12 protein-coding genes are annotated in these 12,066 nt (G+C 72.8%); 6 read left to right on the forward strand and 6 right to left on the reverse strand.

What is annotated here, in order from left to right:
- The first annotated feature begins 11 nt into the window (after positions 1–11).
- From IG88_RS0130115 to IG88_RS0130135, 5 genes are all read left to right on the forward strand, one after another.
- Positions 12–1,382 (forward strand): ABC transporter substrate-binding protein, encoded by a 1,371-nt coding sequence (locus IG88_RS0130115; RefSeq protein ID WP_031048033.1) that lies wholly within the window; start codon positions 12–14, stop codon positions 1,380–1,382.
- A gap of 156 nt (positions 1,383–1,538) precedes the next feature.
- A complete protein-coding gene (locus tag IG88_RS0130120) occupies positions 1,539–2,339 on the forward strand; it encodes a rhamnogalacturonan acetylesterase (RefSeq protein ID WP_031048035.1) in 801 nt (266 codons plus the stop codon).
- A gap of 40 nt (positions 2,340–2,379) precedes the next feature.
- Positions 2,380–3,714: a pectate lyase family protein gene (locus tag IG88_RS0130125; RefSeq protein ID WP_031048039.1), complete on the forward strand. Its 1,335-nt coding sequence runs from the start codon at positions 2,380–2,382 to the stop codon at positions 3,712–3,714.
- 98 nt (positions 3,715–3,812) lie between these two features.
- Complete coding sequence (locus IG88_RS0130130; protein WP_031048042.1) at positions 3,813–4,964, forward strand: pectinesterase family protein; 1,152 nt, start codon at positions 3,813–3,815, stop codon at positions 4,962–4,964.
- A 183-nt stretch (positions 4,965–5,147) separates the two neighbouring features.
- On the forward strand, positions 5,148–5,945 hold the full coding sequence (locus IG88_RS0130135; RefSeq protein WP_031048043.1) for an HAD family acid phosphatase: 798 nt from the start codon (positions 5,148–5,150) through the stop codon (positions 5,943–5,945).
- Between the two features lie 12 nt (positions 5,946–5,957).
- On the opposite strand, the gene IG88_RS0130140 is transcribed toward IG88_RS0130135, so the two are convergent.
- From IG88_RS0130140 to IG88_RS0130160, 5 genes are all read right to left on the reverse strand, one after another.
- Positions 5,958–6,710 (reverse strand): hypothetical protein, encoded by a 753-nt coding sequence (locus IG88_RS0130140; RefSeq protein WP_031048046.1) that lies wholly within the window; start codon positions 6,708–6,710, stop codon positions 5,958–5,960.
- Complete coding sequence (locus IG88_RS0130145) at positions 6,707–7,282, reverse strand: SigE family RNA polymerase sigma factor (protein WP_031048049.1); 576 nt, start codon at positions 7,280–7,282, stop codon at positions 6,707–6,709. The genes IG88_RS0130140 and IG88_RS0130145 overlap by 4 nt, the downstream gene beginning before the upstream one ends.
- Before the next feature lie 76 nt (positions 7,283–7,358).
- Positions 7,359–8,813 carry a peptidoglycan D,D-transpeptidase FtsI family protein gene (locus tag IG88_RS0130150; RefSeq protein WP_031048051.1) on the reverse strand — a complete coding sequence of 485 codons (1,455 nt, stop codon included), beginning with the start codon at positions 8,811–8,813 and terminating at the stop codon, positions 7,359–7,361.
- A gap of 106 nt (positions 8,814–8,919) precedes the next feature.
- Positions 8,920–9,387 (reverse strand): GNAT family N-acetyltransferase, encoded by a 468-nt coding sequence (locus IG88_RS0130155; RefSeq protein ID WP_031048054.1) that lies wholly within the window; start codon positions 9,385–9,387, stop codon positions 8,920–8,922.
- 3 nt (positions 9,388–9,390) lie between these two features.
- On the reverse strand, positions 9,391–10,164 hold the full coding sequence (locus IG88_RS0130160; RefSeq protein WP_030403819.1) for an IclR family transcriptional regulator: 774 nt from the start codon (positions 10,162–10,164) through the stop codon (positions 9,391–9,393).
- Positions 10,165–10,277: 113 nt separating this feature from the next.
- On the opposite strand from IG88_RS0130160, the gene IG88_RS0130165 reads away from it, so the two are divergent.
- The gene (locus IG88_RS0130165; RefSeq protein ID WP_063760655.1) at positions 10,278–11,807 is read left to right on the forward strand and encodes an aldehyde dehydrogenase (NADP(+)); all 1,530 of its coding nucleotides are present in this window, start codon (positions 10,278–10,280) and stop codon (positions 11,805–11,807) included.
- A 3-nt stretch (positions 11,808–11,810) separates the two neighbouring features.
- Here the strand turns inward: IG88_RS0130165 and IG88_RS0130170 are convergent.
- Positions 11,811–12,066 (reverse strand): response regulator transcription factor (locus IG88_RS0130170; protein WP_031048056.1); only part of this gene is annotated, 256 nt, incomplete at its 5' end.

Consider the following 12,066-nt stretch of genomic DNA (forward strand, 5'->3'; position numbering starts at 1 on the left):
AGAGCCGACCAATGAGGATCAGCATGCTCAGCAGCAGAGACCGAGGCACAGTCAGGCGCCGGACGTCCGCCGCCGTCGCCCTGGGGGCCGTACTCGCGCTGACCGCCACCGCCTGCGGTGACGACGGCAGCGGGGCGGGCGGCGACAAGGGGGCCGAGGGCAGCGGCAAGGGGAAGATCGTCTTCTGGGACAACAACGGCGGCATCCGCACGGCCGTCTGGAAGGAGATCATCGCCGACTTCGAGAAGGCGAACCCGGACATCGACGTGGAGTACGTCGGGATCGCCGCCACCGAGTACCAGTCCAAGGTCGACACCGCCATCCAGGGCGGCGGCCTGCCCGACGTCGGCGGCGTGACGGCGTCGATGCTCGCGGGCTTCTCCGCCCAGGGCGCCCTGGAACCCCTGGACGGCCGGCTGGCCGAGTCCGCCCTGAACGGCAAGCTCAACAAGGACATGGTCGAGTCCCTGAAGGCCGCGGGCGGCGGCGACGGCACCCTGTACTCGGTGCCGACCTCCGCCAACAACGGCGTCCTCTACTACCGCACCGACCTGTTCAAGAAGGCCGGGCTGGACGAGCCGACGACGTGGGACAAGTTCTACGCCGCCGCCGAGAAGCTGACCGACACGGGCAAGAACGAGTTCGGCTACACCATCCGCGGCGGCTCCGGCTCCATCGCGCAGGCCTTCGACGCGATGTACGGGCAGTCCGGCATCACCTCGTTCTGGGACGCCGACAAGAAGAAGACCACGGTCAACGACCCGAAGAACGTCGAGGCGCTGGAGAAGTACGCCGCCCTCTACAAGAAGGTCACGCCGGCCGCCGACGTCAACAACGACTTCGCCAAGATGGTCGCCCAGTGGGACACCGGCACCATCGGCATGGTCAATCACAACCTGGGCTCCTACCAGGACCACGTGAAGGCGCTCGGCGTCGGCAAGTTCCGCGGCATCCCGCAGCCCGTCGGCGCCACCGGCAAGCGGGTGCAGGTGTCCAACCCGGTCGACGGGCTCGGCGTGTTCAAGAGCTCCAAGAACAAGGAGGCCGCCTGGAAGTTCGTCGAGTTCGCCACCTCGAAGGAGCAGAACTCGAAGTTCAACGAGTCGGCCGGGCAGGTGCCGTCCAACACCGAGGCCGCGAACGACGCGTGGATCCAGAAGGCCGAGCCGACGAAGCTGGCGGCGCAGGCGCTGAACGACGGGTCCACGACCATCGTCCAGCTCCCGTACTACCTGCCGGACTGGAACACGGTGTCCAAGTCGGAGAGCGAGCCGGCGTTCCAGAAGGTGCTGCTGGGCGACATGAGTGCGAAGGACTTCCTGGACGGGCTGGCCGACAAGCTGAACGAGGCGCAGGCCGAGTGGACCGAGCAGATGGGTTGACCCGCGGTTCCGGTACCGGGTCTCGCCGTGGGTGGTCCGCGGTCCGTCGCTGCGGGCCACCCGTGGTCGACCGCGCCCACGCGGCGGAGCCGCACATCAGTACAGCCCCGCGCCCCTCGGGGGCCCGTCCATCTCCCTCCTGAAAGGCAGACCGGCGTGTCACTCAGCCGAAGACAGGTCACCTCAGCCGCCGTCGCCTCCGTTCCCCTGGCGTTCGCCGCCACCGGCACCGCTCGGGCCGGCGGGCGCCGCCCCCGCACCCTCTTCCTCGCCGGCGACTCCACCGCCGCGCAGAAGTACTCCGACGCCGCGCCCGAGACCGGGTGGGGCATGGCGTTGCCCTTCTTCCTCCGCGCGGACCTGCGCGTCGCCAACCACGCGGTGAACGGAAGGAGTTCGAAGAGTTTCGTCGAGGAGGGCCGGCTCGACGCCGTCCTCGGTGCGATCCGGCCCGGTGACTTCCTGCTGATCCAGTTCGCGCACAACGACGAGAAGACGGAGGACCCCACCCGCCACACCGAGCCCTGGACGACGTACCAGGACTACCTGCGCCGGTACGTCGACGGGGCGCGGGCCCGCGGGGCGCGGCCGGTGCTGGCCACGCCCGTCGAGCGGCGCCGGTTCGACGCGGCGGGCGACGCCGTGCCGAGCCACGGGGAGTACCCGGCGGCGATGCGGGCGCTCGCGCGGCAGGAGGGCGTGGCGCTGCTCGACGTACAGGCGCTGTCGCTCGCGCTGTGGCAGCGGCTCGGTGCCGAGGGGACCAAGGCGTACTTCAACTGGACCGCCACCGAGCAGGACAACACCCATTTCAATCCGCCGGGCGCGATCGCGGTCGCCCGGACCGTCGCCCGGGAGTTGCTGCGCGGGCGCGTACTGGCGCACCGGGACGTGCGCCGGCTGGACGAGGAGATCCCCGAGTCCTGGATCGACTGGCCGGAACCGGCCACCGCGTAACAGCCCGAACCCCACCCCGAGAACCAGGGAGAACCGCACCATGAGCATGTACGGATGGCATGGGCATGCCACCAGTAGAGTCGCCGCGCTCGTCGGCTGCACCGCCCTCGTCCTGGGCCTGACCGCCGCCACGGCCGAGGCCCGCCCCGGGCAGCACCAGCCCCGCGACACCGCCCGTCAGACGCTGCCCGCGAACGACGGCTGGGCCGCGCAGGGGACCGGCACCACCGGCGGGGCCGACGCCACCGCCCAGCGGGTGTTCACCGTCTCCACCTGGGACGAGTTCCGGGCCGCCCTCGCCGTGGAGGGCACCGCGCCGCGGATCATCAAGGTCGAGGGCACCGTCGACGCCGTGTCCGAGGGCTGCGATGCCTTCGCCGCGCCCGGCTACGACTTCGACGCCTACCTGGAGAAGTACGCGCCGGAGACCTGGGGCATGGACACCGACCTGAGCGCCGAGCCCGACGACAGCCCCGAGGGCCTGCGCCGCGCCTCGGCCGCCCAGCAGGACCGGTCCATCAAGGCGAACGTCCCCTCCAACACCACCATCGTCGGCGTCGGCCGGGACGCCGCGCTCAAGGGCGCCAGCCTCCAGATCAAGGGCGTGGACAACGTCATCGTCCGCAACCTGACCTTCGAGAGCCCCGTCGACTGCTTCCCGCAGTGGGACCCGACCGACGGGGACCGGGGCAACTGGAACTCCGAGTACGACAGCGCCGTCGTGTACGGGTCGACGCACGTGTGGCTCGACCACAACACGTTCACCGACGGCGAGCACCCCGACAGCGCGGCCCCCACCTACTTCGGCATGCTCTACCAGCAGCACGACGGCCAGTTGGACATCGTCAAGGGCGCCGACTACGTCACCGCCTCCTGGAACGTCTTCGCCGAGCACGACAAGACCATCCTGATCGGCAACAGCGACAGCGAGTCCACCGCCGCCGTCGACCGCGGCCACCTGAGGGCCACCTTCCACCACAACCTGTTCAAGAACCTCGTCGAGCGCACGCCCCGCGTCCGCTTCGGCCAGGTCGACGTCTACAGCAACCACTTCGTGGGCTCCGACGACTACGGCTACAGCTTCGGCGTCGGCAAGGAGTCGGCGATCGTCGCCGAGCACAACGCCTTCACCCTGCCGGCCGGGGTCGGCCCCGCCAAGGTGCTCAAGCGCTGGAACGACGCGCCGCTCAGCGCCGCCCACAACCGCGTCAACGGCCGCTCCACCGACCTGATCGCCGCGCACAACGCCGCGAACCCGGACGCCCCCCTGCGCTCCGGTGCGGGCTGGACGCCCACGCTGCGCACCAAGGTGCTGCCGGCCCAGGCGGTCCCCGCCGTCGTCGACCAGGGCGCGGGCGCCGGCCGCCTGCGCTGACGGGCCGCGACGCCCGTACCGCGAACCGGGCCGGGGCGCCCGCACCGCCCCGGCCCACCCCGTCCGCATCCCCACCCCGCACGCGAAGGAGCACCCGCATGCGCCGAACCGTCCCCTCCCGCAGAGGCTTCCTCCTGACGACCGCCGGCGCGGGCGCCGCCCTCGGCCTCGGCCTCGCGGCAGGCGGTCCCGCCGCCGCCGGCACCCGCCCCCGCCCGCGCCCCTTCGGCCGGTACGGCTCGCCCGCCGCCCGCCGCACCCCCCGGACCCTGTACGTCGACCCGTACGGGCGCGGCGACTTCACCTCCGTCCAGGCAGCGGTCGACGCCGCCGCGGGCGACGGCTGGACGCTGGTCCTCGCCCCCGGCACCTACCGCGAGAGGGTCTCCGTCGACACCGGGCGCACCGGCGCCACCTGGATCGGCGCCTCCGGCGACCCGCGCGACGTCGTCATCGTCCACGACACCGCGGCCGGCACCCCCAAGCCGGACGGCTCCGGCACCTACGGCACCAGCGGCTCGGCCACCACCACCGTGCGCGCCGACGGCTTCACCGCCCGCGCCGTCACCTTCGCCAACGACTGGCTGCGCGCCGACCAGCCGGACTGGACCGGCACCCAGGCGGTCGCGATCAAGGTGATGGGCGACCGCTCCGCCTTCCACGACTGCCGTTTCCTCGGCCACCAGGACACCCTCTATGCCGACACCCGCGACCTCGGCGTCTTCGCCCGCCAGTACTACGAGCGCTGCTACGTCGAGGGCGACGTCGACTTCGTCTTCGGCCGGGCGACCGCCGTGTACGACCAGTGCCACTTCCACACCCTGGTCCGCCCCGACCTGGACGCCGCCCCGTACGGCTTCGTGTTCGCGCCGTCCACGGCGGGCGCCAACCCGCGCGGCTACCTGGTGACCGGCGGCCGCGTCAGCAGCGAGGCCCCCGACGGCTACTACAAGCTGGCCCGCCCCTGGGTGCCCAGCTCCGACACCACCGCCCGCCCCATGCTCACCGTGCGCGAGACCCACCTCGGCGCGGGCATCGACGCGGTGGCGCCGTACGCGAACATGCGGGACGAGTACCCCTGGCAGGAGCAGCGGTTTTGCGAGTACCGCAACACCGGGCCCGGCGCCGCGGTCACCGTCCCCGGCAACCGGCCGCAGCTCACCCGGGCCGAGGCCGCCGCGCACACACGGGAGGCGTACCTGGGCGACTGGCGGCCCCACGACCGGCCGGCGCACGGCGGACGGGGCTGAACCGCGCGGCGGACGGGGCTGACCCGTACCACGGACGGGGCTGACCCGTACCACGGACGCGGCCCGACCCGCGCCGCGCGCCGGGCACTTGACCTGCTTGACGCGATCTTTGCCGGATAAGGGGGCGCGCATCCGGCCACGGGTCTCGCGCCCACCCGGGTGACGCGCGTAGAAACATGTGCCATGCATAAGTCACTGCGCATCGCGTCCCTCACCGCCGCCTGTGCCGTCGCCGGTGCCGTCCTGTACGGCACGGGCGCGGCCACCGCCGGCCAGTCGACGGCCAACTCCACGCACGAGCCGTACAACATCGGCGTGCTGGCCAAGGACATCGACGCCTACTACGGCACCACCCTCGACGACGACGGCGTCTACCAGGCATCCCCGGACAGTCCCTACGCCGCCGACCTGGCCCGGCTCGACGCCGCCGCCAAGAAGCAGATCGACCGGGCCGCCCGCACGGCGCACCACGGGCACACCAGGCCAGCGGTCGTCTTCGACATCGACGACACGCTCCTGCTCAGCCTCGACTACGAGAAGAAGAACAACTACGGCTACGACGGCGCCACCTGGGCCGCCTACGTCGACCGGGCCGACCGCCCCGCCGTCCCCGGCAGCCCCGAACTGGTGCGCTACGCCGAGAAGAAGGGCGTCGAGGTCTTCTACAACTCCGGTCTCGGCGAGGCGCAGCGCGCCGCCGCCGTCGAGAACCTGAAGAAGGCAGGCGCCGACGTGAACCTCGACGCCGGCCACGTCTTCCTCAAGGACAAGGCGAACCCCCCGTCCTACCTGGCCCACTGCGCCACGCCGGGCACCTGGAAGTGCACCACCGTGCAGTACAAGGCGGGCACCCGCCGGCACATCGAGCGGGACCTCGGGTACGACATCGTCGCCAACTTCGGCGACCAGTACTCCGACCTCCAGGGCGGCTACGCGGACCGCACGTACAAGCTGCCCAACCCGACCTACTTCGTGGAGTAGCGGCACGCCCGCTCAGGTGCCTGGGGCGAAGCCGCCCCGGGCCGTGTAGCGCCCGGACGCGGTGGTGGCCGTCACGGAGTAGCGGTCGCCGCGCGCGTCCCGGCCGCCCCGAGCGTGGTGGTACTGCCCGGCGAAGATCCACTCGCCGGGCGGGACCGTGCGGCCCGGTTCGAGCGTCCACCGGCAGACGAGGAAGCCGTCCCGCTCACCGGCCGTGAACGCGAAGTCCTCCTCCGGCAGCGACCGCCAGGCACCGGCGGAGGCCACCGACCCGGTCTGCGCCACCCGCAGCTCGACGGTGAGCGCGGTGAGGGGAGCGCTCGTCCGCAGGGTGATGTTGCTCTGCGCCCAGAACGCGTTGCTGTGCGGGTCCACCGCACCGCTCGACCACAGCGGGCCGCTCCGTGCCGGTCCGGGCTCCGGCAGTCCGGGCTCCGGCGGTCCGGGCTCCGGCGGTCCGGACTCCCGCGGTCCGGGCTCCCGGGGTCCGGGGGAGACGGCGACCGGGCGCTGCTCCGCACGGTCGTCCCGCACCGCCGAGGTCACGGTGTGGCCCCCGGCCACCAGGACGCCCGCCACGGCCGCCGTCGCGGCGGCCACCCGCACCCAGCCCCGCACCGGCGGGCGGACCGGCCCACGGCCCCCTGCCGCCATGCCGCGCTCGACCCGGGCCAGGATCCGGGCCCGGTCGGGCCGGTGCGCCCCGGCGGCCCGGTGCAGCCGGGCACGCAGTCCCTCGTCCGCGTCCCGCCGCTCCGCGGTCACCGCGCACCTCCCGCGGCCCGGCCGCTGCGCGCGATCGCCGCGTGCACCTGCCGGGGAGCACGGGGGACCGCCCGGGTGCCGAGCAGCCGCTGGAGCTCGGCCACCCCCTTCGACGTCTGGCTCTTGACCGTGCCCACCGACACGCCCAGGGCGAGCGCCGTGTCCTTCTCCGAGAGGTCGAAGGCGTGCCGCAGCACCACGCACGCCCGCTTGCGGAACGGCAGCCGGCGCAGCGCCTCCTGCACGTCCACCGCGCCCGCGACGTCGGGGTTCTCCGTCCGCTCCTCGCGCTGGGACCAGAACAGCGCGACGCGCCGGCGCTCGCGCACGGCGGCGCGGACGCGGGTGCGGGCGAGGTTGGCGACGACCCCGCGCGCGTACGCCACGGGGTGGTCGGCCGCGCGGACCCGGTCCCAGCGGTGCCACAGGGCCAGCAGCGCGTCCGCCGCGAGGTCGTCGGCGGCGTCCGGCTCGCCCGTGAGCAGATGGGCGAGCCGGGCCAGTTCGGCGTAGTGGCGCTCGAAGAAGGCGTGGAACTCCGCGGAGGCGGCGTCGTCGACGACTGTCCCCACGGCGGACTCTCCTCGCAGCGGATTCCCAGGTGCCGAACACCGTACGGCAGACCGAACCCGAACGGCCCCCGGAACGTCAGCCCTTGAGCGCCGCCTGCATCATCGCCCTGGCCACCGGGGCCGCCAGGCCGTTGCCGCTGACCTCGCTGCGGGCGGCGTCGGACTGCTCGACGACGACGGCCACGGCGACCTCCTTGTCCGAGGTGCCGGACTTGGCGTACGAGGTGAACCAGGCGTACGGCGTCTTGCTGTTGTTCTCGCCGTGCTGGGCCGTGCCCGTCTTGCCGCCCACCGTCGCCCCGGAGAACTGCGCGTTCGAGCCCGTGCCGTCCTCGACGACGGTCCGCATGGCCGACTGGAGCTGGTCGGCGGTGGCGGAGCTGACGATCCGCCTGGAGTCCGCGTCGGTGTGGTCCTCCAGGACGTCGCCGCCGCTGTCGGTGACCTGCGACACCATGTGCGGGGAGACCAGCTCGCCGCCGTTGGCCAGAGCCGCCGAGACCATCGCCATCTGCAGCGGGGTCGCCGTCACGTCGAACTGGCCGATGCCGGTCAGCGCGGTCGACGACCGGTCCATGTCCTTCGGGTAGACGCTGGTGTACGCCCGCACCGGCACGTCCTGCGACGCGTCGTTGAAGCCGAACTTCTCGGCCATGGCGCGCAGCTCGTCCTGGCCGAGGTCGACGGCCATCTTGGCGAAGACGTTGTTGCAGGAGTACTGCAGCGCGGTGCGGATCGTCGCGTTCTCGCAGGGGGCGTTCGGGTTCTCGTTGCTGAGGTCGGTCGTCGTGTCCGGCAGGGTGTACGGGTCGGGACTGTCGGTCTTCTCGTCCACCGAGCCGTACAGCCCGTTCTCCAGCGCGGCGGCGGCCACGACCAGCTTGAACGTCGAGCCCGGCGGCAGCGGCTGGCGCAGCGCGCGGTTGGTCAGCGGCTTGTCCGGGTCGCCGGTGAGCTTCTTCCAGGCCGCGCCGGCGGTGTTGGCGTCGGTCAGCGACGCCGGGTCGTAGGAGGGGGTCGACACGACCGAGAGGATCCGGCCCGTCTTGGGGTCGATCGCGACGGCGGCGCCCTTCTTGTCGCCCAGCGCCTCGAACCCGGCCTTCTGCACGGCCGGGTCGATCGTCGTCACCACGGTGCCCGGCTCGGCCCGGGTGCCGGTGACCGTGTCCATCACGGTCTTCAGCCGCGGATCGGTGCCGTTGAGCACGTCCTGGTAGATGCCCTCCAACTGGGTCGGCGCGTACGCCTGCGAGGCGTAACCCGTCACCGCCGCGTACAGCTTCCCGTTCTCGTACGTGCGCTTGTAGGCGAGGTCACCCCCCTCCGTCCGCGCCGAGCCGGTGACCGACCGGCCGGCCACGACGATGTTCCCGAGCGGCTCCGCGTACGTCTCGATCGCGTTGCGCCGGTTGTCCTTGCTGTCCGCTAGCGCCCGGCCCTCGTAGAACTGCACCCAGGTCGCCCTGACCAGCAGAGCGAACACCAGGAGCAGCGTGAAGACCGATGCGCGCCTGATCGTCTTGTTCATCCCGATGGCAGGACGAGCGGGCGGGGCGCGATCGTTCCCATGTGCCCCGCTTTCTCATCTTTCTCATACTTCCCGGCGGCCGCTCACGAAGCCGGACGCCCGTTCGCTAGGCCAGGTGCAGGACGACCTCGTCGATCTCCTCGCCCCGCGCGGGCGCGAACCCCCGGGCCCGCGCGCCGAGCACGAAGCCGCACTTCTCCAGCACCCGCCGCGACCCCGCGTTGTCGGCCGCCGCGCGCGCGTACAGCGGGCGGTCGGGCACCTCGGCGAGCAGGGCCCGCAGCGCGGCGGTGGCCACGCCCCGCCCCCAGTACGCCCGGTCCACCCAGTACGTCACCTCGCGCTCGCCGGGATCCCCGTACACCGCCGTGCTGCCGAGGACGTCACCGTCGCCCAGGATGGTCCGCACGACGTCGCGGGAGGCCCGGATCCTGCTCCAGTGCGCCGAGAAGGCCTCCCAGTCGGCGGGGTCCCTCGGGGTGAAGGCCGCCATGTGCAGGGCTTCCGGATCATTCATCTGGCGGAAGAAGACGGGCAGGTCGCTGTCGTGTACCTCGCGCAGTGCGATGAGCATGGCTCAGAGCCTACGCGTGGCCAGTGTCAGCCGGTCCCGGGCGTCGAAGAGCGCGTCCTTGACCATCTGTTCGTGCGCCGGCGTCAGCCGCGCCACCGGCACCGAGCAACTGATCGCGTCCCGCGCGGGGGTGCGGTAGGGGACCGCCACGCCGAAGCAGCGCAGCCCCAGCGTGTTCTCCTCGCGGTCCACGGCGAAGCCCTGCTCCCGCACCTGGTGCAGCTCCTCGATGAGCTTCTCCCGGTCGGTGATGGTGTGCTCGGTGAGCGCGGGCAGCGTCTCGGGGAGCAGCTTGCGCACCTGCTCGTCGCTGTACGTGCTCAGCAGCGCCTTGCCCAGCGAGGTCGAGTGCGCGGGCAGCCGGCGGCCGACCCGGGTGAACGGCCGCAGGTAGTGCTGGGACTGGCGGGTGGCGAGGTACACCACGTTCGTGCCGTCCAGGCGGGCCAGGTGGATGGTCTCCGTCGTGTCGTCCGAGAGCCGGTCCAGCGTCGGCCGGGCCGCCGCGACCACCTCGTCGCCGTCGATGTACGAGGTGCCGACCAGCAGGGCCCGCACGCCGATGCCGTACCGCGTGCCCGTGGCGTCGGTCTCCACCCAGCCCAGCTCCACCAGCGTGCGCAGCAGCATGTACAGACTGGACTTGGGGTACCCGACGGCCTCCTGGACCGAGGCGAGGGAGTGCATGCCGGGGCGTCCGGCGAAGTACTCGAGCAGCTCCACCGTGCGCACCGCGGACTTGACCTGCGCTCCGCCCCCCGTCTCGACAGCCGACATCGCCCTTGACCCCTTCGTTCGACGGGAAATAGTCTCGAACAGCATATTCACCAATAGAGACAGCGTTCAGTATATCGAACGCCTTCTGTGCAGAGCACGTGGAGGGACCCGCGGTGGCAGCAGCACCAGTCTGGAGTGTCGACCCCCGTACCGGGAAGCAGCGCGAACAGGTCGCGGTGGAAGCCACCGCCCAGGAGGTGGACGCCGCCGTCCGTGCCGCGCACGCCGCCCGGGAGGCCCTCGCCGACCGCGCCGTCCGCGCGGCCTTCCTGCGGAGCGCCGCCGACGAGCTGAAGGCGGCCGAGACCACCCTCGTCGAGGTCGCCGACGCGGAGAGCGCGCTCGGCCCGGTCCGGCTCACCGGCGAACTCGCCCGCACCTGCTACCAGTTGCGGGCCTTCGCCGACCTCGTCGACGAGGGCGCCTTCCTCGACGTCGTCGTCGACCACCCCGACGACACCGCGACGCCGCCCGTCCCGGACCTGCGCCGCTACAAGATCCCGCTGGGCGTCGTCGCCGTCTACTCCGCGTCCAACTTCCCCTTCGCCTTCTCCGTGGCCGGCGGCGACACCGCCAGCGCGCTCGCGGCCGGCTGCCCCGTCGTCGTCAAGGCCCACCCCGACCACCCCGCCCTGTCCGAGCTGGTCGCCAAGGTGCTGCGCCGGGCCGCGGCCGGTCACGGCATCCCGGACGGCGTCCTCGGTCTGGTGCACGGCTTCGAGGCCGGCGTCGAGCTGATCAAGCACCCGCTGGTCGCCGCGGCCGGCTTCACGGGCTCCGTCCGCGGCGGCCGCGCGCTGTTCGACGCCGCGGCGGCGCGTCCGGTGCCGATCCCCTTCCACGGCGAGCTGGGCTCGCTGAACCCGGTCGTCGTCACACAGGCGGCGGCCGTGGAGCGGGCGGAGGCGATCGGGACGGGCCTGGCCGGCTCGATGACCCTCGGCGTCGGCCAGTTCTGCGTCAAGCCCGGGCTGGTGCTCGTGCCCGCCGGTGACGCCGGTGACGGCCTGGTCAAGTCGCTCACCGACGCGGTCGGTGCCACCGACGCCGGTGTGCTCCTCGACCACCGCATGCGGGACAACTTCGTGGCGGGCGTCGCCGAGCGCGCCGCGCTGCCCGACGTGGAGTCCCCGGTGACGCCGGGCGCGGGCGGCGAGCACACCGTCAGCGCCGGGTTCCTCACCGTGCCGGCGGCGCGGCTGGCGGCGGAGGGCGAGCACGACCTGCTCCTGGAGGAGTGCTTCGGGCCGGTCACCGTCGTGGCCCGCTACGAGGACGAAGCCGAGGTGCGGGGCGTGCTGTCCCGGCTGCCGGGCAACCTCACGGCGACCGTGCAGCTCTCCGCCGGGGAGGCGGCGGGCGAGGGCGCCGGGGCGGACCTGCTCGCGGCGGTGACGCCCCTGGCCGGACGGGTCCTGGTCAACGGCTGGCCGACCGGCGTCGCCGTAGCCCCGGCCCAGCACCACGGCGGCCCGTACCCGGCGACGACCTCCACGTCCACCTCGGTGGGCGGTACGGCCGTCGAGCGGTGGCTGCGGCCGGTGGTCTACCAGGGGACGCCCGAGGCCCTGCTGCCGGCGGAGCTGAGGGACGACAACCCGCTGGGGCTGCCCCGCAGGTTCAACGGCCGCCTGGAGCGCTGAGGTTCACCCCGCGCTCGGCTCCAGGCCCGCGTCGCGGGCCAGGAGCGCGGCCTGCACCCGGTTGTCGCAGTCGAGCTTGGTCAGAATGCGGCTGACGTAGGTCTTCACCGTCGCCTCGCTCATGTGCAGCCGGGCGCCCGCGTCCGCGTTGGACAGGCCCTCGCCGAGCAGGGCCAGCACCTCGCGTTCGCGTCCGGTCAGCCCGGCCAGGCGGCGGCGCGCCTCCTCGGCGCGCACGGTGGCGGCGGGGGAGGCGAGG

The organism is Streptomyces sp. NRRL F-5650, from assembly GCF_000721365.1.
Taxonomy (GTDB): Bacteria; Actinomycetota; Actinomycetes; order Streptomycetales; family Streptomycetaceae; genus Streptomyces; species Streptomyces ardesiacus.